This window comes from Glycomyces sp. YM15, from assembly GCF_016918015.1.
Lineage (GTDB): Bacteria > Actinomycetota > Actinomycetes > Mycobacteriales > Micromonosporaceae > Glycomyces.
In genome coordinates, this window is record NZ_JAERMK010000034.1 from 1 (window position 1) to 20,476 (window position 20,476).

14 protein-coding genes are annotated in these 20,476 nt (G+C 68.9%); 10 read left to right on the top strand and 4 right to left on the bottom strand.

From position 1 onward, the window contains the following. Window positions 1–11 precede the first annotated feature (11 nt). Both JHY01_RS24260 and JHY01_RS24265 read right to left on the bottom strand, forming a co-directional pair. Window positions 12–1,319, bottom strand: coding sequence for an ABC transporter substrate-binding protein (locus JHY01_RS24260; RefSeq protein WP_205328295.1), 1,308 nt, complete (start codon window positions 1,317–1,319; stop codon window positions 12–14). A gap of 230 nt (window positions 1,320–1,549) precedes the next feature. Then, window positions 1,550–2,578, bottom strand: coding sequence for a LacI family DNA-binding transcriptional regulator (locus JHY01_RS24265; protein ID WP_205328296.1), 1,029 nt, complete (start codon window positions 2,576–2,578; stop codon window positions 1,550–1,552). A 101-nt stretch (window positions 2,579–2,679) separates the two neighbouring features. On the opposite strand from JHY01_RS24265, the gene JHY01_RS24270 reads away from it, so the two are divergent. The 4 genes from JHY01_RS24270 to JHY01_RS24285 all read left to right on the top strand — a co-directional run bounded on the left by JHY01_RS24270 (window position 2,680) and on the right by JHY01_RS24285 (window position 8,920). Next, window positions 2,680–3,753 (top strand): LacI family DNA-binding transcriptional regulator, encoded by a 1,074-nt coding sequence (locus JHY01_RS24270; RefSeq protein ID WP_205328297.1) that lies wholly within the window; start codon window positions 2,680–2,682, stop codon window positions 3,751–3,753. A gap of 265 nt (window positions 3,754–4,018) precedes the next feature. Beyond that, window positions 4,019–5,044 carry a LacI family DNA-binding transcriptional regulator gene (locus JHY01_RS24275; protein ID WP_205328298.1) on the top strand — a complete coding sequence of 342 codons (1,026 nt, stop codon included), beginning with the start codon at window positions 4,019–4,021 and terminating at the stop codon, window positions 5,042–5,044. A gap of 304 nt (window positions 5,045–5,348) precedes the next feature. Then, window positions 5,349–7,532, top strand: coding sequence for a family 43 glycosylhydrolase (locus JHY01_RS24280; protein ID WP_205328299.1), 2,184 nt, complete (start codon window positions 5,349–5,351; stop codon window positions 7,530–7,532). 128 nt (window positions 7,533–7,660) lie between these two features. Next, on the top strand, window positions 7,661–8,920 hold the full coding sequence (locus JHY01_RS24285; protein WP_205328300.1) for a family 16 glycosylhydrolase: 1,260 nt from the start codon (window positions 7,661–7,663) through the stop codon (window positions 8,918–8,920). A gap of 180 nt (window positions 8,921–9,100) precedes the next feature. Here the strand turns inward: JHY01_RS24285 and JHY01_RS24290 are convergent, their stop codons facing one another. Together JHY01_RS24290 and JHY01_RS24295 are read right to left on the bottom strand one after the other, a co-directional pair. After that, on the bottom strand, window positions 9,101–10,936 hold the full coding sequence (locus JHY01_RS24290) for a BNR-4 repeat-containing protein (RefSeq protein ID WP_205328301.1): 1,836 nt from the start codon (window positions 10,934–10,936) through the stop codon (window positions 9,101–9,103). A gap of 101 nt (window positions 10,937–11,037) precedes the next feature. Then, window positions 11,038–12,474, bottom strand: a complete 1,437-nt coding sequence (locus JHY01_RS24295) for a non-reducing end alpha-L-arabinofuranosidase family hydrolase (protein ID WP_205328302.1) — start codon at window positions 12,472–12,474, stop codon at window positions 11,038–11,040. A gap of 336 nt (window positions 12,475–12,810) precedes the next feature. Here JHY01_RS24295 and JHY01_RS24300 point away from each other — a divergent pair, with 336 nt between their 5' ends. The 6 genes from JHY01_RS24300 to JHY01_RS24325 all read left to right on the top strand — a co-directional run bounded on the left by JHY01_RS24300 (window position 12,811) and on the right by JHY01_RS24325 (window position 20,454). Then, the gene (locus tag JHY01_RS24300) at window positions 12,811–14,331 is read left to right on the top strand and encodes a sugar ABC transporter ATP-binding protein (RefSeq protein WP_205328303.1); all 1,521 of its coding nucleotides are present in this window, start codon (window positions 12,811–12,813) and stop codon (window positions 14,329–14,331) included. Further along, window positions 14,328–15,329 carry an ABC transporter permease gene (locus JHY01_RS24305; RefSeq protein ID WP_205328304.1) on the top strand — a complete coding sequence of 334 codons (1,002 nt, stop codon included), beginning with the start codon at window positions 14,328–14,330 and terminating at the stop codon, window positions 15,327–15,329. The genes JHY01_RS24300 and JHY01_RS24305 overlap by 4 nt, the downstream gene beginning before the upstream one ends. Then, the gene (locus tag JHY01_RS24310) at window positions 15,326–16,345 is read left to right on the top strand and encodes an ABC transporter permease (RefSeq protein ID WP_205328305.1); all 1,020 of its coding nucleotides are present in this window, start codon (window positions 15,326–15,328) and stop codon (window positions 16,343–16,345) included. The genes JHY01_RS24305 and JHY01_RS24310 overlap by 4 nt, the downstream gene beginning before the upstream one ends. Before the next feature lie 3 nt (window positions 16,346–16,348). Then, window positions 16,349–17,356 carry a rhamnose ABC transporter substrate-binding protein gene (gene rhaS, locus JHY01_RS24315; RefSeq protein ID WP_205328306.1) on the top strand — a complete coding sequence of 336 codons (1,008 nt, stop codon included), beginning with the start codon at window positions 16,349–16,351 and terminating at the stop codon, window positions 17,354–17,356. Between the two features lie 212 nt (window positions 17,357–17,568). Then, window positions 17,569–19,041: an RICIN domain-containing protein gene (locus JHY01_RS24320; RefSeq protein ID WP_205328307.1), complete on the top strand. Its 1,473-nt coding sequence runs from the start codon at window positions 17,569–17,571 to the stop codon at window positions 19,039–19,041. Window positions 19,042–19,098: 57 nt separating this feature from the next. Then, window positions 19,099–20,454, top strand: coding sequence for a family 43 glycosylhydrolase (locus JHY01_RS24325; protein ID WP_374199588.1), 1,356 nt, complete (start codon window positions 19,099–19,101; stop codon window positions 20,452–20,454). The last annotated feature ends 22 nt before the right edge of the window (window positions 20,455–20,476 follow it).

The following is a 20,476-nucleotide window of genomic DNA, read 5'->3' on the forward strand; positions in this document are numbered from 1 at the left end:
CCCGCCTCCCGCTAGAGCTCAGCCTTCAGTCCGTCGTAGAACTGCTGCGCGGCCTCTTCCGGCGTGAGCCGGTCGAACAGGACGTCGATGTTGATCCGGTCGTACAGATCGTCCATGGCGCCGCCGGCATTGGCGTTCGGAATCGGGAGCGGTTCGGGGCCGAGTGCCGTGACCCGTGCGTTGTAGTCGGCCACGGCGAGTTCGGTCTCGGTCAGATCGCCGGAGACCGCCTCGACGACCTCGGGATCGACCGGGACGCCCCGGTCGAACTTCTGGAGCTCGATGGCTTCGGTGGAGTTGAGGAAGTCCAGCAGCATGGCGGCCTCCTCGGGGTGCTCGGTGGCGGCCGAGGCGGCGTAGAACAGGCCGGGCTTGACGAAGGAGCCGGTCACTTTGGCGTCCGATTCACCCGGGTAGATCATCAGCTGGGCAGCGCCTCCCGAGGTCTCCTCGAGTTCGCCCAACTGGTTCGTGGCCAGGGCCGGGTTCATCGCGACCTTGTGCAGGGCCAAGAGGGACTGCGCCGCGCTCGAGCCGGCGCCGTGGGCCTCCACCATGGTCTCGACGCTCGGGGTGCCGCCGCTGTCGCGCAGACGGATCACCCAGTCCCAATAGCCCGCCAAGGTCTCAGGGGTGAAACCGAGGTCGGAACCGTCAGGGGCCCACCAGTTCTCGCCGTGCTGACGGAGCCAGACCGTGGCGACCTGGGAGAACATGGGGATGTCGCTGCCGGCCATGTCGGGGTTGGCTTCGCTGATGGCGGCCGCGGTCTCGATGTAGTCGTCCCAGTCCCATGTCGACTCGTCCGGGACGTCGACGCCGGCTTCCGCGAAGGCCTCCGGGGCGATCGCGACGCTGAATCCGGAGACGCCGCCCGGCACGGCGTACACGCCGTCGTCGACAGTGGACAGCGACAGCGTCGACTCGCTGTAGCGGTCCAGGTGCGCCGCGTCGGCCACCGTGGTCAGGTCCAGCAGCTGGCCGCTCTCGATGTAGGGGTACATGAGCGGGTCGACGACCTGTATGACGTCGGGCAGGTCTTGGGCGGCCGCGGAGGTCGAGAGCTTGTTCCAGTAGTCGTCCCAGCTGGTGAACTCCGGCTCGACGTTGATGTCGGGGTGCAGTTCCTCGAACTCCTCGAGAATCTCCTGGGTGTAGGCGTGGCGGGCGTCGGAGCCCCACCAGAAGTACCGAAGCGTCACTTCACCGTCGGCGTCGCCGCCGGACGACGAGCAGGCCGAGAGCATGGTGGCGCATATCGCGGCCGATGCCAGTACCGCGGCGCCGGTGCGGGCGCCGCGGGAAAGCAGGGGTTTCATGGAGTCTCCTTTGAATCCGGTATTCATGGGCCGGGCCGACGGTTCCCGTTCGCCGCGGCGCGCCGAAGCCGCGGTCGTCCGGAGCGAATGTTGGCCAGAGTAGAATCCATGATGACAACGGTTCCAGATCGTGTCAACCGGAGGTATGACGAGATTTGATAACGGTTCAATTCGTGAAAACCGGCAGGCGTGCCGAGACCGGGAGGTTCCTCCGGTCGGATCTCGGCCGTTCAGCGGAGGGTGATGCCGTCCGCGAGGGTGCTGGTCCTAGTGACGAGGCGCCCGGGCAGCACGACGTCCTGCGCCGGTTCGGTCGCCAGCGCCATCTCCAGCGCCGCCCTTCCGGCGTCGGCGAACGGGAGGGTCACGGTGGTCAGCGGCGGGGCGACGTCGCGGGCGAGCGGAATGTCGTCGATCCCGGAGACGGCGATCTCCTGGGGCACGGCGATGCCGAGTCGCCTGAATTCGTTCATGGCCCCGATGGCGAGCACGTCGTTGCCGGCGAGCACGAAGTCCGGGCGGGGGTCGGCCGCAGCGAGCCGACGAGCGGCGCGTCGGCCGCCGTCGCGCGAGATCTCGCAATGCTCGACCGACACCGATCCCGACTCGAAGCCCTGTTCCAGCAGGCCCTCCAAGAAGCCCTGCTGGCGGCTCTCGACCGCCGGGTGGTTGGCACAGGTCAATATGGCCGGTCGCCGACGCCCCAGTCCGCCCATGTAGCGGCCGACGGTGCGGCCCAGTTCGACGTCGTCGAAGCGGACGGCCGGGAACGGCGTGTCGTGCTCGCCGATGAAGACGACGCTGCATCCGTCGGCGCGGAACCGCTCCAACTCGGGGAGGATCTGCTCGCTCGGGACGTCGGCGAAACTAGCGCTGGTGACGATCAGCGCGCGGGGCCGCAGCCCGCGCAGCACGCCCAGCGCGGACCGGTGCGCCGCCGCATCGCGTCCGGCGGCGGCGATGCTGACCAGGACGCCGCGTTCGCGTCCGGCGGCTTCCATCCCCGCCGCGATCGCGGCGATCGACGCGGTGCGCGGATCGCTCGCGAGCAGGACGACCGCGGTGCGCTGCCCGCGCAGTGCGCGAGCGGCCTGGTTCGACGCGTAACCAAGCGATTCGGCCACTGCGCGGACGCGCGCGGTGAGCTTCTCGCTCACGTTCAAGTCGCCGCCATTGAGGACTCGGGAAGCGGTGGAGGTGGACACCCCAGCGACTTCGGCGACGTCTCGCAGGGTCGCTTTCTGATAAGCTCGCCGCACAGCAACTCCAATTTCGAACAAACGAGCCCGGTTCCGTGCGACTCAAGCGTCGTGGACCGGGGCGGCGCACTCCAAAGCGCGTCCGATGTCAGGATGCCATGGTGATTATCGACCCCGCTACCTCCAAGCCTCCGAGCGGCGCACCGCGACGGACCGCGGCGACACTCCTCGACGTGGCCCGGGCCGCCGGGGTCTCGAAGGCGTCTGCCTCGCGCGCACTCGATCCGGCCTCGCAGTACGTCTCGCCGGAGCTGCGCGCCCGCGTCGTCGAGGCCGCGAACCGGCTCGGATACCAGCCGAACGCCTCCGCGCGGGCGACGACGACGGGCACCGCGGCAGTGGTCGTGGTCCTGGTGTCCGACATCCGGGACCCGTACAACGCGGAGATCGTCCACGGCGTGATCGAGCAGGCGAATCGTGCCGGGCTCGTGGCGACGTTCGCGGGCACCGACTCCGCCATCGACGACGAGATCCGGGTCGTGCGCATGATGCGCGGCCTGCGGCCGCACGCGATGATCCTGACCGGAGCGCGCAGCGGATCCACGGTCTCCCGAACGTCCCTTCAAGAGGAGCTCGCCCGATATACCAGCGATGACGGGCGGGTGGTGATCGCCGGGGACGACGAACTGCCCTTCGACACCGTGGTCGTTCCGCGGCGCGTCGGCGCCGCGGCGCTCGTCGCGGCCCTGTTCGACCTCGGCTACCGGTCGCCGGCGATGATCCTGCCCGAACACGACTCGGTGGCCGCCCGGGAGTGGGAGGCCGGTGTCGTGGAGGGCGCACGGGGCCTCGGGCTGCGCTTCGGGTACGGGGCGGCGGTGCGTGCGCCGGTGTCGAGGGACGGCGGCTACGAAGCGGCGAAGCGGCTGCTGGAGGACCGTCCCGAGGAGATCGACGTGGTCCTCGCGGCTTCCGACACGATGGCTATCGGCGCGATGAGCGCGATGCGCGATGCGGGCATGACACCCGGTGTCGAGATCGGCGTCGCCGGTTTCGACGACACGGTGGGCGCGGAGGACATGACTCCGGGATTGACCAGCGTGGACCTGTCCTTGGCGCGGGCCGGCGCCGCGGCGGTCGAGCTCGCGCTCCTCCGCCCCGAGGAGGAGCGCCGGACGGTGCCGCTCGAGGCCCGTGTCGTCGTGCGGGGTACGACGCCGCCCCGCCCCGCCTGACGCGCGGCTCGAACCCGCTGCGTCGGCGCCCCGACCCCGGTCGCAGCAGGTGGCGGAGGAGGCGGGGCGGCAGCCCAGCCGTTCGACGGCCGCCAGGACGCGTGCCCGGATCGAGCGTCTAAGGCGCCGAGGCCTTGGAGCCACCGACTTCCGCGGCGACCTCGCCGAGTGTGATCGTCGACGGCGGTGCGGCGTTCGTGGCGGGGCCGGTCGTCACTCTGGCATCCTGGCCTCAGGGCGGTCGGTTCGAACGGGGGGAGGCCTGGTGCGGCGAGCGCATCAGAAGGCGACGTTGCGAGAGGTCGCCAAAGTGGCGGGGGTATCGCCCTCCACGGCGTCCCGCGTGCTCAACGGCGGCCTGAACGTGAGCGAGCGCCTCTCGGCGCGGGTGTTCGCGGTGGCGGAGTCGCTCGGATACGTCTCGAACCAGGCCGCCCAGGCGCTGCGCGGGCGGCGGACGGCCGTCGTCCTCCTCGCGAGCGATCCGAGGACCGCTTCAGCCGCGGCCGTCGCCGCCGGTATGCAGGCGACCGGCCGTGAACGCGGCGCCCTGGTCAGCATCACCAGCGCCGGGAGCGGCGCCGCCGCGCACCGCAGGGCGCTCGAAGTGCTCCGCGGGATGCGGCCCCGCGCGCTGGTCGTGGCGAGTGCGAGTTTCGCCGACGTCCCGAGCGAGCAGATCCTCCCCGAGTTGGAGCGGTTCCGCGCCGACGGATGCAGCGTCGTCTTCATCGGCGAGCACGACACGCCGTTCCCGGCCGTCCGCTTCGACGACGTCGAGGTGGGCCGGATCGTCGGCCGTTTCATGGGCGGGCTGGGGCGCCGCCGTGCCGTCGTCCTGACCGGCCCGGGCCATCCGGCGTTGGACAACCGGACGAGGGGGTTCCTGCAGGGGCTGTCGGAGCGCGGGTTCGATCCGGACTCGGTGCTGATCGAGCCCTGCGAGGTGACCCGGGACGGCGGCAGGGACGCCGCCCGCCGAATCGCGCGATCGCGTCCGCGGCCGGACCTGGTGCTCGCCGGTAACGACGTGCTCGCGATCGGGGCGCTGAACGAGCTGCGGCGCTTGGGCGTCGACGTGCCGGGCGACATCGCCGTCTCCGGGGTCGACGACCTCCCGCTCGCGCGCGACGTCACGCCGCCGCTGACCACTGTGGCGCTGCCGTTCGCCGAGGCCGGACGCGCGGCGCTCGACCTGGCGCTCGCGCCCGAGCCGACGCACGACGTCGTGCTGCCGTCGCGGCTGGTCGTGCGGGCCTCCACCCCGGCGGGCGACTGCAAGGCCGACTGAACCGCGCCCGCGACCGCGCTTTCGTCCATGCCCATCGGCGAAATGACCATCGACAGGCGTGTCACGTGCTCGTAGGGTCGATTGCAAGTCATTCGGGCCGTTTTGCGGCCCCTATGGACGATGCGACCGCCTCACGATCCCACCCGGCACTGCGATCGTGAACGACTGGCGCGCCCCCGGTTCCGGGGGCTCCCTTGAGGAGTCCCCGGTCCAGAGCGGACGCCCAGCTTCATTCACCGGCGGCGGTGACAGTGCTGTCTCCGCTTGTCCTGCTGCCGGGCGAGATCGAGTGAGAGGCAAGACCATGACACTCATTGCCCGCAGATCGTCACGCCGCTGGGGACCGCTGGTCGCCGCGGCGCTGTTCGCTTCGGCGCTGGCCGGCCCCGCGGTTCCCGGATCCGCGGCCGTGGGGGAGGACGCGGCGCAGCCGGAGCTCCAGACCGCCGCCGCCGACCTGTCCAATGCCGACGGCCTCGAGACGCTGGTCTCGGACTACGAGACGCGCATCCCCACCGAGTACACCACCGACACCTGGGCGCCGTTCGCCGAAGCCCTGACCACCGCGACCGACGTCGTCGAAGACGATTCGGCCTCCGAGCCCGAAGTCGCGGAGGCGAAGACGGCGCTGCAGAGCGCGGCCGCCGATCTGGAACCCCTCCAGTCGACGTTCGCGACCATCACCAACGACACCTTCTGGAGGGACACCGCCGGCAACCCGATCTACTCGCAGGGCGGCGGGGTGTTCAAGTTCGGCGACACCTACTACTGGTACGGCGTGCACTACCGCGGCGCCGAGTCCTACCTGGCGAACCCGACGCAGAAGTACGACAACCAGGTCAGCTTCGTGTCGATCCCGGTGTACTCCTCGCAGGACCTGGTGAACTGGAAGTTCGAGAACAACGTCGCCACGACCTCGACGAGCCTCGGCAGCCTGGGCGGCACCATGGGCAACGCCGGCTGGATCGGGCGCCTCGGTGTCGCGTACAACGAGAACACCGGCAAGTACGTCCTCCCGGTGCAGATGTGGCACCCCACGCACGACCACGGCGTGCTGTTCCTGCAAGGCAACTCGCCCACCGGCGCCTTCACCTTCGGCAACTTCCAGAGGCAGGTCGTGAACTCGCCGACGACGGGCACCGGCGACCAGACCGTCTTCACCGACGAGGACGGCCAGGACTACCTGATCTTCTCCAACCGCTCGGGCCGCTCCCGCGCGTTCGTCTCCAAGCTCCGCTCGTCCGACTCGCTCTATGCGGAGCCGGCGGTCGAGATCGGCCGCAACAGTGAAGGCCGCGAAGGCAACGCAATGTTCAAGCTCGACGGCAAGTACACCATGTGCGCCTCGGACCTGCACGGCTGGAACACCTCGGTCAACTACTGCATCGACTCCACCCAGGGCAGGGTGCAGGGCTCCTATTCGAGCTACTACACGATGCCCGGCACCCAGATGGACTACAGCCACGTGACCCAGACCGGGTTCTTCATCACCGTGGAAGGGACCGTGCAGGACACGGTGATCTACGCGGGCGACCGCTGGGCCGACTTCGCCTGGAACGGCATCGGCTACAACCAGTGGGTCCCGATCACGAAGGAGGGCTCGGGGATCCGCTTCCACTCGATGAGCCAGTGGCAGTTCAATGCGACGACGGGTGAATTCCGCGTCGCACCCGGCAACAACTACATCCTCAACCCCGACATCCAGGCCGACCGGATCATCGTCTCGAACGTGGTCGGGTGGACCAGGACCGGCTCGGGCGGCGTGACCAACGTCAACGGCGGGGCGAACGGGAGCCGGTTCGCGCTGCAGGTGAACAACGGGTCCGGCGTCCGGCAGCAGATGCAGGTGCCCGCGGGCACGTACACGCTCGGCCTGTACACCAAGGGCTCAGGGCGGGTGACCGTCACCGGCGCCGACGGCACGGTGCACACCCTCAACGTCCCGTCGTCGAGCGGCTGGACCAAGCGCGAGCTCACCGGCATCGCCTTGACGGCCGGGACCGCAACGGTCACCGTCACCGGCGGGAGCGGCAACCTCGTCGCCGACCAGTTCTCGCTCGTCCGACAGGGCGGGGGCGATCCCGGTCCGGGGGAGGCGACGCGCTATGAGGCCGAGGGCTCCGGGGCGACCTGCACCGGCACCATCGACACGAATCACGCGGGCTACTCCGGGACCGGATTCTGCAACGGCGACAACTCCGACAGCGCCTACGCCGAGTTCACCGTGCAAGCGGCGGCCGCCGGGGCGGCGACGCTGAGTCTCCGATACGCCAACGGCGCCACCGCCGGGCGGCCGGCGGATCTGATCGTGAACGGAACCAGAGTGGAGACGGCCTCCCTGGCGACCACCGGTTCGTGGACGGGCTGGACCACCCAGACCCTCACCGTCCAACTGCGCGCGGGCGCCAACACCGTCCGATGGGACCCGACCACCGCGAACGGCCTGCCGAACATCGACCACCTCGACGTCGCGCAGGCGAGCGGCTAGCCGACTCCCGTCCGCGTCGGTGTCGTCCCGGCGATCGCACCGCCCTAATACATCGACGAGGTTCGATTGACAGAATCTGGAACCGTTGTCATCATGGAGTGCGGCAGTGCCCACAGAAGGAGAAGACCATGGCATTCGATCCTCAACGCTTCAGACTCGGCCGTCGCGGCCTCTTCGCGGGCGGTGGCGCCCTCGCCCTGTCGGCGTTCCTGGCGGCGCCCGCGTCCGCCGCGGAGATGCCGCCCAATCCGCTCGAGAAGCCCGGCTGGGTCCTCGACCGGAACGACGAGTTCAACACCGGCACCCTGGACACGAACCTGTGGATCCCGAGATACCTTGAGTCCAGGACCACCGTCGAACGGTCCACGGCCCGGTACGGGTTCCGCAACAACGCCCTCGTCCTGCGCATCGACGACGACCAGCCCACCTACTACAGCGGCAACCCGATGAAGGTCTCGAGCGTCCAGACCGGGCAGCGGACGAACCTCCACAAGGACAACGCGTTCGACCACTCGATCCCCACCGACATGAAGTACACGCCCCAGTACGGCTACTTCGAGGTCCGCGCGAAGAGCTCTGCGCGGAGCGGCGTCCACACCGCATTCTGGCTGACCGGCCGACAGGACACGTGGGAACAACGCGGGGAAGTCGACGTCGTGGAGCACGCGGGCATCCACGGGAAGAGCAAGTTCAACTGGAACCTCTTCAAATGGTCGGACCCGAACCTCTCGACGCACACCGAGCAGGTCAGCGTCGGATTCGACATGACCACGGAGATGCACATCTACGCCCTCGAGTGGACGCCGACCCAGTTCAAGCTCTACGTCGACAACGTGCTGACGAGGACCATCAACCAGTCCTTCACGTATCCGGCGGTGTTCTACCTGGGCATCTACGAGAACGCCGGATGGACCGGCACCGTCGACCCGAACGACACCCGGCCGAAGGAACTGGTCGTCGACTACTTCCGCGCCTACAAGCCCGCCGCCGACGCCGCCGATCCGCGCAGCGGCCAGACGTACCGACTCCGCAACGTCGCGACCGGGCAGTACCTCGACTCCGGCACCGCCGGTGCGGTCGCACTCGAGACGGGGAGCGTCTACGACGATCAGTTGTGGACCTTGACCGAGGCGCAGGCCGGCTACTGGACGATCGACAACGTCCGGGAAGGGCGAGGCAATCTCGACACGGACCCGGACGGCAAGGTCATCTGGAGCGACGCGCGGGTCGGCGACGACACGCTCTGGGCGATCACCCCCGTCTCCGGCGGATTCCGGATCGACAACAAGCAGAGCGGTCGCGGTTACCTGTACGGATCCGCCCGTGCGGTCGGCTGGAACACGGGGGCAGCGGACGCGAACACCGTCTGGGCCCTCGAACGGCGCTGACCCGGAACGCGGCCCCTGCCCGGCGAATTCCCGGGAGGGGGCGCGGCCGTCGCCCTCGGGCGGGGCGCCGCGCACAACGGGCCCCCGCCGGGCGCGCCCCGGCACCGCGCCCCCGCCCGGGCGAGGGGGGGCCCGGGGCCGCGTCCTTCGCCCTCGTTCGGGGCGAAGCGACAATCGGTCCTATAGGGACCATTCCTGGTCGGCGGCGCTCGAGCAGGTGGACTGCTGGAGGCGGGCGCTGTTGGCGGTCGACGCGCCGATCACTTCGACGCACTTGCCGGAGTGTCGGGCGACCAGTTGCACGTGACCACCGCCCGCGTCTCGCGGCTGCCACTGCTGGTTGGCCCCGGAGCCGCAGGTCCACTGGATGATCCTGGCGCCGTCGGCCGTCGAAACGCCGTTGACGTCCAGGCACTTGCCCGAGGCCTGGGAGACGAGCCGGTAGTAGCCGCCGCCGGCGTCCTGCAGCTCCCACTGCTGGTTCGCGCCGTCGTGGCAGGTCCACTGGATGGCCTCGGCGCCGTCGGCGGTCGAACCGGAGACGATGTCGACGCACTTGCCGGAGTTCCGGTTCACGATGTCGGTGATCCGTGTTCCGCCGCCTTCGCCCGCGGTCCAGTTCAGGACCTCGATCCGACTGCCGCCGTGGCGGGGTGCGAAGACCGAGACGACGCCGTCGAGGAGGCGGGCGTGGTCGAGGAGCGGGTCCGAGTAGTACTCCGCACTGGAGGTGTAGCGGGTGGCCCAGTCGGTCCAGCCTGAAGCCTTCGACGCGGTGTGGACGCTCAAGCGCCTGGTCGAGGAGTTCCCGCCGGCGATGTACAGGTTGTCGGCGGCGTCGACGCCGATGTCGGCGCGGGTCATCACGCCCGTGTACGGGAGCACCTGCCGGTTCCAGGCCTTGCTGGTCTTGTCCCGCCAGTAGTGCACCAGCACGGACTTGCCACGCGCGCTGTCGAAGTTGCCGTCGTTGGACGCCGACGGGGGCATGTGCGAGGCGAGCACGTGGACGACGCCCGCGCTGTCGACCACTTGCGACTCCTGGTTCATGAGCCCCCGGTTCTGCCCGATGCCCACGACCCGCAGCCCGGCCGAGTCGGCGACGAGCGGGTTCGAACCGGTGGTAGCCACCACGTCGCCGTTGTTGTTGCGCCAGGTCCGTCCCTGGTCCTTGCTGTAGGCGTAGTAGATGTCGTGGTTGGTGCTCGCGTTCGGCGTCTCGCGAACGGTCCATGTGGCGTGCAGCAGGTCGCTGGTGTCGAGCCCGGTGTCGTCGTACTCGATGCCGAACAGGTACGCGTTGTTGTCCGCGTCGGTTCCGTTCAGGAACTCGCCGAGGTACGTCCATGCGCCGCTGCGGTATTCGAAGAGCACCAGGTCGCCGGCGCCGCTGGCGCCCGTGCGGATGCTCATCTGCAGGACTCCGTCGGGGGAGCGGAAGAACCGCGGATAGGTCGCCTGCGAGAGGCGCTGGCCGGCGAGTGAGTTGGAGACGGCCCCGAAGCTTGCGGGGGACCAGTTCGCGGTCGCCGGGGAGGTCGCCAGCCCCGCGATCGACTTGCGGTACTTCAGGAGTGAGCTGTGCATGTCGAACGAGAGGTGGATCGAGCCGTCCTGACCGGAGATGCCGATCGAGATGGTGTTGTGCGAGTCGGTCGAGGTCGTCCGGTAGTCGGTGAGGCGGATGGTCTGCCACGAGGTCGCGGCGACCGCCCGGCGGGCCAGGTTGATGTAGCCGGACTGGTCCCACCAGGCCGTGTACTGCCAGCCGTTGTAGGTGGTGATGCCGTCCTGCTGGAACGACTCGCCGTTCATGTAGCCGGTGTACGTCAGCGCGGTGCGACCGTCGGTGGTGAGTGTGGTGACGCTCGGCGATCCGAGCGACGGCGCGGCCGCAGACGCCGGGACCGCGGTGAAGGCGAGCAGCGCGGTGAGCATGGCGATCGCCGATACGGCGAGTCCGAACGGGCGGCGCCGTCTGACGGTCGCCGTACGCTCGACGGCTTGGTGTCTCATGCGGGGTTCCTCCTCGTGAGAGCGGTGAATCGTTTCAAACATCGGGGCCGTTCCGAAGGACGGGTTCACCCGCGCCTCGCATGGGTCGGAACGCCCCTTCCTCAGCATGGGGAGTCCGACTGCGTCAGCAGGCCGAGCCTCCAGGGCAGGAGGTTGTAAGGCCCGCTCGCTGAGGGGTCCTTGCCCTGGTAGAGGAACCGCAGATCGCAGGGGCCGACGGTCAGGGTCTGGTCGATGCCGCTGCGGATCAGTTCCCCGTGGCTGATGTCGTTCGTCCAGGGGGTGCCGTCGAAGCTGACGTTGCTCCGGCTCGCGAACGGGTGCTCCTTCGTGTCGGCCAACGGGGTCCAGGGCCCGGAGACGGACGGCGAGGTCCAGGACCGGAACATCCGGCCGCCCGCGGTGATCGCCTCGACCATCAGCAGGTACTCGTTCGCGCCCGCCAGTCGGTAGACGTTGGCGCCCTCGAAGAGCCAGTGGTGGTTGGGGTCGTGCATGGCGATGACCGGGTCGGAGAAGCCGCTCGGGAAGCGCGCCAGCGAGGTCTGCGCCCGGTACAGGTTCCCGTTGTCGTCCGAGGAGTACATGTGGCAGTTCGCGGTGTCGCAGATGGTCCAGAAGTCCAGCCACTGCCCGCTTCCCTTGTTGTCGAGGACGATCTGCGGCGTGCTGCCGTAGAACTTCGTCGGCGTGCTCCATGAGGCCGGATCGGCGATGTCGGTGGTCGTGGAGTAGGCGACGTTGTCGCCGATCTGGTAGGTCAGGTACCAGCGCTGCTGCGGCGCGAAATAGAACACCTGCGGCGCGGCCTTGTATCCGCCGCCGATCGCGGACCTGTCGAGGAAGTGCAGCGGTGCTGAGGCGGCCTGGGACCAGTCGGTGAAGCTGAGGTACGCCAGGCTGTAGCCCTGATTGGCGCTCACGACGCTGACGAAGACGTGGTAGCGGCCGTCGTGGTGGACGACCGAGGGGTCCTTCACCGAGACGATGTTGTGGGTCGCGTCCGACTTGGGGAAGATCAGCGGGCCGCTGGAGCTCCACTGGAGACTCGTGGGCAGCACGCTGCCGCCGGCCCGCACCACGTCGAGGTAGTCGATGTTCGCCAGGCCGGCGCCGGTGGCGGCCGCGAGCCGGATCGTGTTGGCGCCTTCCCGCACTGGGACGGCGACCGTGGCCACCGCCCAGCCGCTCCAAGCGCCGGTCGGCTCGAAGGCGATCCCCGACCCGGTCGCGGCGCCGTTCACACTCAGGTTCGCCTGCCGTGCGGCGCCGGAGCCGTTCGCGTACTTGAAGCCCAGCGTGAAGGTGCCGGAGGCTCCGGCGTGGACGGTGAACTGCACGTACGCCCCGGTCCGGTTCGCGGTGTTGCAGAACCCCCTGCCGGAGAACCCGGAGTAGTTCGCGTCGATCGTGCCGTCGCAGACCGCGTCCTCCGCCTCGTACCGGGACGATTGCGCGTTGGCGCCCGGCGCGGTCAGGGCGGCTGCGGCGATCAACGCCAGCACCGGTACGAGCACGAACCGCGCCAACCGTCTCATGGGCACTCCCTCGGTGTGTCCGCGTCCCGCCGCGGGGACGGATCGACTCGATGTTCGATCGACTCAATGTATCGATATAGATCAATACATACTGGAAGTCTCGCAGAAGCGACCGTCGAACACAAGGGTCGGTCTTTGCGAAATTGTGTCGATAAAAGTTCGAAATTCGTACTTGACAGTCCTAGGCGGAGCGATCTAAGTTGTCTGAGTCACAGATGAAACGATTCAATGAATCTAGGTCGACACTCCGCCCCAGCGACATCCCCGTCACCAGGAGTCCCACGATGAACCGCCACCCCCACCGCGCCCGCATCACGACGGCAACGGAGGCGACGCATGAGTGAACCCGCTCGCGAACCCGTACTCGTGCTCGACGAGGTCCACAAGTCGTTCGGCGCGACGGCGGCGCTCACCTCGGGCGGCATCACCGTCGAGGCGGGGTCGATCCACGCGCTGGTCGGTGAGAACGGGGCCGGCAAGTCCACCATGGTCAAGATCGTCGCCGGGGTGCACCGGCGCGACGGCGGCGTCTTCCGCTTCCAAGGCGACGACGTCGACTTCTCCTCGACCGCCGAGGCGAAGGCCGCGGGCATCGCCGTGATCTACCAGGAGCCGACGCTGTTCCCGGACCTGTCGGTCGCCGAGAACCTCTTCATGGGACGCCAGCCGTTGAAGCCCGGTCGCCGCGTCGACAGGGCCGCGATGTACGAACAGTCCGAAGTGCTCTTCCAACGGCTCGGGGTGCACCTCGACCCGCGGCGCATCGCCCGCGGCCTGTCGATCGCCGACCAGCAGATCATCGAGATCGCCAAGGCGATCTCCCTGGACGCCGCCCTGCTCGTCATGGACGAGCCGACCGCCGCGCTCTCCGGCGTGGAAGTCGACCGCCTGTTCGCCGTCGCCCGCGGACTGCGCGACGAAGGCCGCGCCCTGGTGTTCATCTCCCACCGCTTCGAGGAGATCTTCGCCCTGTGCGACACCGTGACCGTCCTGCGCGACGGCGCGTACGTCGCCACCCAGGCCATCGCCGACACGAACCGGGGCGAGATCGTCGCCCAAATGGTCGGCCGCGAAGTCGGGGAGCTGTTCCCGAAAACCCCGGCGCCGATCGGGGACACCGTGCTCCGGGTCGAAAGGCTCAACTCGACCGGTGCCTTCCACGACGTGAGCTTCGAGGTACGCGCCGGCGAGATCGTCGGCATCGCAGGGCTCGTGGGCGCGGGCCGCAGCGAGATCGCCCGCGCGGTCTTCGGCGTGGACGGCTACGACTCCGGCAGTGTGCACCTCAACGGCGAGGCGATCCCGATGCGCGACCCCCGGGCTTCGATCAAGGCGGGCATGGCCTTCGTCCCCGAGGACCGGCGCCTGCAGGGCCTGATCACCGACGGCTCGATCGCCCGCAACATCGCCTCGGTCATCCGCCGGGGACTGGCCAAGGTCGGCTTCCTGACCTCACGCTCCGAGTTGCGGGCCGCAGACGAATGGGCCGCGCGCCTGCACGTGAAGACGCACGCACTCGACATGCCCGCCACCACCATGAGCGGCGGCAACCAGCAGAAGACCGTGCTCGCCAAATGGCTCGCGACCGAGCCGAGCCTCCTGATCGTCGACGAGCCCACCCGCGGCATCGACGTCGGCACCAAGGCCGAAGTGCACCGCCTGCTGTCCGACCTGGCCGGTCAAGGCATCGCCATCGTCATGATCTCGTCCGAGCTGTCCGAGGTCCTCGGCATGGCCGACCGCGTCCTCGTGGTCTGCGAAGGGCGCATCACCGCCGACATCGACCGCGACCAGGCCACCCCCGAAGCCGTGATGCGAGCGGCCACGCAGCTCCACCACACGGAGGCCGGCGCATGAAGAACGCAGTATCCGACCTGCTCCGCTCCCGCGAGCTCGCCGTCGCCCTGGTGCTCATCGCGGCCGTCGTCCTGACGGCCCTCAAATCGGAGAGCTTCGTGTTCAGCGCCGACGGATGGCGCAACCTGCTCGTGACCCCCTCCATGCTGGTGATCCTCGCGGTCGGCCAGGCCGCCGTCATCGTCACCCGGAACGTCGACCTCTCCGTCGGATCGGTCCTCGGGCTGACCGCCTACATGACCGGCCGGATCTTCATCGAAGCCCCCGGCACCCCGATCATCGCGGTCGTGCTCGCCGCGATCGGCCTCGGCGCCGTGCTCGGGCTGGTCAACGGCGTGATCGTGGCCGTCGCAAAAGTCCCCGCCCTCGTCATCACCCTCGGCACGCTCTACATCTACCGAGGCGTCTTCCTCACCTGGGCCGGCTCGGACCGGATCAACGCCTCCGACCTGCCGGACGACTTCCTCGCCTTGGGCAACAAGCAGATCGCGTCCATCCCGGTCCTCTCCATCGTGGCCCTCCTCGTCCTCATCGCCGTCGGCTACTACCTGTACTCCACGCGAGGCGGCCGCGAAATGTACGCGATCGGCTCCGACCCGGACGCCGCCCGCCTCTACGGCCTCCCGGTCACCCGCCGCGTGATCGGCGCCTTCGTCCTCTCTGGAGCGCTGGCGGGCCTCGCCGGCGTCGTCTACGCCGCCCGCTACGGCACGGTCTCCAGCGGCGCGGGCCTCGGCATCGAACTCGAAGCGGTCGGCGCCGCGGTCATCGGCGGCGTCGCGATATTCGGCGGCAGCGGCACCGTATGGGGCGCCGCGATCGGGGCGGCGCTGCTCGTCACGATCAACCGCGCCCTGCCCGTCGTGGGCATCTCCGACTTCTGGCAGCGGGCCGTCGTCGGGGGACTCATCCTGGCCGCCATCGTGCTCGACCGCGTTCTGGCCCTGCACCGGGAACGCCGCCTGAGCATCGAACGTGACACCCGGAGCTTGGCATGACCTCCCTGAACTTCCGCGCCCACGCCCGACCGGCCTGGCGCCGCCTCCTCTTCACCCGGGAGGCGGCGGTCATCGCGATCCTCGCGGCCGTGCTCCTGTACGCGAACCTCGCGGTGAGCAACTTCGACAGCCCATTGACGATGTACTACCTCTTCCTCGACGTCACCCCGCTGCTCCTGATCGCCCTCCCGCTGACGATGGTGATCGTCACCGGCGAGATCGACCTTTCGGTCGCGAGCGTCGTCGGACTCTCCAGCGTCCTGGTCGGGGTGCTGTACGCGCACGCCGGCATGCCGATGTGGACCGCCGCGCTCACTGCCATCGCGGTAGGCGCCGTCTGCGGATCGCTGAACGGATTCCTGGTCGCCTACGTCGGCCTGCCGTCCCTGGCGGTGACGATCGGGACGCTCGCCCTGTACCGCGGCGTCGCCATCGGCCTCCTCGGCACCGAAGCCGTGACCGATTTCCCCGAGACCTGGACCGACCTGGCCAAGACGCGGATCGTCGAAGGCGGCAGCCTGCCGCTCGTGCTCGTCCCGATCGCGGTCCTCGCCGCGGCGACGGCGTGGCTGCTGCACTTCTCGCCGTTCGGCCGCGGCGTCTACGAGGTCGGACTGGGCCGCGAGGCCGCGCACTTCACCGGCGTCAACGTCGAGCGCACCAAGTTCCTGCTGTTCGTCCTGACCGGCGCCGTCTCGGCGCTGGCCGGCGTCTACTTCACCCTGCGGTACGGCAGTGCGCGCGGCGACAACGCGTACGGGCTGGAGCTCCAGGTGATCGCCGCGGTGCTGCTGGGCGGGGTGTCGATCTTCGGCGGACGCGGCGCGCTGCACGGCCCCATCGCCGGAGTGCTGCTGATCGGGGCCGTGTCCAGTGCGATGCGGCTCGAAGGGCAGACCGTCAACGCCATCAACATCGTCATCGGTGTGCTCCTGGTGGCGTCGGTCGTCGCAACGCCCGTCTTGAACCGGGTCGCCGCCGAACGGGCTGCCCGCAAACCGAAGCGAAAGGAATGAACGATGAGGTTGAACAAGAAGTCGATCGCCGTGGCGGCGACCGTCGTGGTCAGTCTGGGGCTGACCGCGTGCGGCGGTGCCGACGACGGAGGCGATGACGGCACCGCTTTCACGTTCCTGCCGAAGAACCTCGGCAACCCCTATTTCGACACCAGCGAGGTCGGCGCGCAGAGCGCGGCCGAGGAACTCGGCGTCACGGTGACGCAGGTCGGGCCCGACGCGGCGTCCCCGGAGGCGCAGGTGCCGTTCATCAACACCGCGGCGCAGCAGGGGGCGGACGCGCTGATCATCTCGGCCAACGACCCGTCCGCGATCTGCGGTGCGCTCGAAGAGGCGTCCGACGCCGGCACGGCGATCGTCACGTTCGACTCCGACACCGATCCCGAATGCCGTGACCTCTTCGTGAGCCAGGCCGACGCCGCCGGCATCGCCAAGGTCCAGGTCGAGATGATCGCCGAGCAGATCGGCGGCGCGGGACAGATCGCGATCCTCTCCGCTTCGGCCAACGCCACCAACCAGAACGCCTGGATCGAGCTGATGCAGACCGAGCTCGAGGCGAACTACCCCGACATCGAGCTCGTCGACACGGTCTACGGCGACGACGACGACCAGAAGTCCTTCGACCAGACCGCGGCGCTCCTGCAGTCCTACCCGGAGCTCAAGGGCATCGTCTCCCCGACCACTGTGGGCATCGCGGCCGCGGCCCGCTACCTGTCGACCTCCGCTTCGAAGGGTGAGGTCGCGCTGACCGGCCTCGGCACCCCGAACCAGATGCGCGAGTATGTCACCGACGGCACCGTGACCGAGTTCGCGCTCTGGAACCCGGACGACCTGGGCTACCTCGCCGTGCACGCGGCGGCCGCCCTCGCCAACGGCGACATCGAGGGCGACGAGGGCGACACGTTCACCACCGAGCGACTGGGCGAGTACACGGTCGGGCCCGACGGCGTCGTGCTGCTCGGCGAGCCCTTCCGGTTCAACGCGGACAACATCGGCGACTTCGACTTCTAGGACCGCTCGACAGAGGACACCGGGAACCTGCGGCAGGGTTCCCGGTGTCCGTTCACATCCTGCGGTGTTCGCGGCTGCGACGCTGGTCGATTGAAACGTTTACACGATCACAAAATAGCGATATATTCAAGTGTATCGATGATAATCCCCGCAAGTCAACGCGCCGCGACAGCGGGCCGTCCGCCTCCCTCACCGCACGATTGGATCTCCCCATGCCATCTCGCCTCCGCCGGCGCCTCTCGGCCCTGGCCGTCACGGCGGCACTCGCCCTGGCCGCAGTCTTCCTCGCCGCCCCGCCCGCTCAGGCCGCATTCGACACGAACACCTGGTACACGATCGAGTCGCGGCACTCCGGTCTCGCCCTGGACATCGCGAACGCCTCGACGCAGCCCGGCGCGGCGTTGATCCAGAACAGCCCCAACGGCGGCGCGAGCCAGCAGTTCCGCTTCATCGACGCCGGCGGCGGCTACCACCGCATCGAGGTCCGCCACTCCGGGCACGTCCTCGACGTCTCGGGAGGGAGCACGGCCAACGGCGCCGACGTCATCCAATGGAACGACATCAACGGCACCAACCAGCAATGGCGCCTGACCGAGAACGCCGACGGGTACCACTCCATCGTCAATCGCGCCTCCGGCAAGGCGCTCGACGTCTGGGAGCGCTCGACCGCGGCGGGTGCGAGGGTCTCCCAGTACACCTCGAACGGCGGGGCCAATCAGCAGTGGCGCCTAGTGCCTGCCGACAGCCCCGGCGGCGACGAACCGTACGGCTACCTGTTCGCCTACATGCTCGGTGAGGGCAGTGCCAACGGCGAGCAGGTGTACTTCGCCCTGAGCCGCGGCAACAACCCGCTCGCCTACGACGCGCTCAACGGCGGCCGGCCCGTCGCGACCTCCACAGTGGGCGAGCGAGGCGCCCGCGACCCGTTTATCGTGCAGCACCCGAACACCGGCCGGTACTACATGATCGCCACCGACCTCAAGATCTACGGCAACGGCGACTGGGACCGGGCTCAGCGGTACGGGAGCCGCTCGCTGGTGGTGTGGGAGTCGAGCGACCTCGTCACCTGGTCCGCCTCGCGCCTCGCGCAGGTCTCGCCTCCCGCGGCGGGCAACACCTGGGCCCCGGAGGCGTACTGGGACCCGAGTCGGAACGCGTTCGTCGTCTACTGGGCCTCGAAGCTGTACGCGGACTCGAATCACTCCGGGAGCACCTACCACCGGATGATGTACGCGACCACGACGGACTTCCGCACCTTCAGCGCGCCGCAGGTGTGGGTCGACAAGGGATACTCCACGATCGACTCCACGGTGACCCAATACGGCGGCACGTACTACCGCTACACCAAGGACGAGCGCAGCGGCACGACCTGCGGCAAGTTCATCCTCTCGGAGACCTCGACGGCCCTGACGAACACGAACTGGTCCTTCCAGCGCGACTGCATCGGCCGGGGGACCGTCAGCCAGGGCGAGGGCCCGCTGGTGTTCAAGTCGAACACCGAGAACAAGTGGTACATGTTCATCGACGAGTACGGCGGACGCGGCTACCTCCCGTTCGAGACGACGAACCTCGCAGGGGGCCAGTGGACGCCCTCCGCGAACTACAGCCTGCCGGGGCGCCCGCGCCACGGCATGGTCCTGCCCCTGACCGCCGCGCAGTACGAGCAACTGCAGAACGCACTCTAGGAGCCGTACATGCGACCGGCACTCAAAGCGGCGCTCGCCGTGATACTCGGGCTCGCCATGGCCCTCACCGCCGTCTCCCCGGCGGCCGCCGACCACCACGTGACCGACGGGACCTCGGTCGAACTGATCGCCCGGCATTCGGGCAAGTGCGCGGACGTCGTCAGCGTCTCCACCGCCGACGGGGCGGAGGTCAGCCAGTACACCTGCAACAGCGGTCTCAACCAGCTGTGGCGCATCCGCGACCTCGGCAACGGCTACGTGCAGCTCGCCGCCCGCCACTCCGACCGGTGCCTCGACGTCAACGCGGCCTCGACCGCCAACGGCGCCAAGGTCATCCAGTGGCCGTGCTCGACCGGCGCGAACCAGCAGTGGCGGATCGAGAACGCGGGCACCGGTCACACCCGGCTGATCGCACGCCACTCGGGCAAGTGCCTCGAGGTGCCCGGCGCCTCGACCGCGAACGGGGCGAGGCTGCAGCAGTGGGACTGCGGCACCGGGACCGAACAGCAGTGGCAGCTGAACACGGTGTCGAACCCCGCGATCCCGGGGCTGTTCGCCGACCCGAACATCGTGCGCTTCGGGGACACGTACTACCTCTATGCGACCACCGACGGCTTCGCCGGCTGGTCCGGAACCGAGTTCAGGGCGTTCTCCTCCAAGGACCTCGTGCACTGGACCGACCACGGCGTGATCCTGGACGTCGCCGCCGACATCTCCTGGGCCGACAACTCCGCCTGGGCGCCGGGCATCGCCGAGAAGGACGGCAGGTACTACTTCTACTTCTCCGCCGGTCTCGCAGGCGGCGACACCCGCAAGCATCTCGGTGTGGCGGTGGCGGACTCGCCCACCGGCCCGTTCCGGGACGCGCTGGGCCGGCCCCTCGTCTCGGCCGGAGCGTATGCGGGCCAGATGATCGACCCGGCCGTGTTCACCGACACCGACGGGCGGTCCTATCTGTACTGGGGTCAGGGCTCCTCGCATCAGGTGCCGCTGAACGCCGACATGGTCTCGTTCAGCGCGTCGCAGGTGCGCACCTACAAGCCGACGAACTACAACGAGGGGAGCTTCGTGGTCAAGCGGGGGAGCACCTACTACCTCATGTGGTCCGAGGGCGACACCCGCTCGGAGGACTACCGGGTCGGGTACGCCACCGGCACCTCACCGACCGGCCCTTGGGGGCCCCGGGTCGGGCTGATCCTCCAGAAGGACCTGAGCCAGGGCATCAAGGGCACCGGCCACCACTCGGTGGTCCAGGTCCCGGGCACCGACCAGTGGTACATCGCCTACCACCGGTTCGCGATACCGAACGGCGACGGGACGCACCGCGAAACGATGATCGACCACCTGTACTTCAATGCCGACGGCTCGATCCGACCGGTAGTGCCGACGATCGAGGGCGTCGACCCGATCTAGGGGTATTCGAGAAACTCCACGC

What these genes read in the sequence shown, in the direction of transcription:
- JHY01_RS24310 (WP_205328305.1), top strand. Translation starts at nt 15,326, where the DNA reads ATGACCTCCCTGAACTTCCGCGCCCACGCCCGACCGGCCTGGCGCCGC.
- JHY01_RS24300 (WP_205328303.1), top strand. Translation starts at nt 12,811, where the DNA reads ATGAGTGAACCCGCTCGCGAACCCGTACTCGTGCTCGACGAGGTCCAC.
- JHY01_RS24280 (WP_205328299.1), top strand. Translation starts at nt 5,349, where the DNA reads ATGACACTCATTGCCCGCAGATCGTCACGCCGCTGGGGACCGCTGGTC.
- JHY01_RS24260 (WP_205328295.1), bottom strand. Translation starts at nt 1,319, where the DNA reads ATGAAACCCCTGCTTTCCCGCGGCGCCCGCACCGGCGCCGCGGTACTG.
- JHY01_RS24295 (WP_205328302.1), bottom strand. Translation starts at nt 12,474, where the DNA reads ATGAGACGGTTGGCGCGGTTCGTGCTCGTACCGGTGCTGGCGTTGATC.
- JHY01_RS24320 (WP_205328307.1), top strand. Translation starts at nt 17,569, where the DNA reads ATGCCATCTCGCCTCCGCCGGCGCCTCTCGGCCCTGGCCGTCACGGCG.
- JHY01_RS24290 (WP_205328301.1), bottom strand. Translation starts at nt 10,936, where the DNA reads ATGAGACACCAAGCCGTCGAGCGTACGGCGACCGTCAGACGGCGCCGC.
- JHY01_RS24285 (WP_205328300.1), top strand. Translation starts at nt 7,661, where the DNA reads ATGGCATTCGATCCTCAACGCTTCAGACTCGGCCGTCGCGGCCTCTTC.
- JHY01_RS24325 (WP_374199588.1), top strand. Translation starts at nt 19,099, where the DNA reads ATGGCCCTCACCGCCGTCTCCCCGGCGGCCGCCGACCACCACGTGACC.
- JHY01_RS24305 (WP_205328304.1), top strand. Translation starts at nt 14,328, where the DNA reads ATGAAGAACGCAGTATCCGACCTGCTCCGCTCCCGCGAGCTCGCCGTC.
- rhaS (WP_205328306.1), top strand. Translation starts at nt 16,349, where the DNA reads ATGAGGTTGAACAAGAAGTCGATCGCCGTGGCGGCGACCGTCGTGGTC.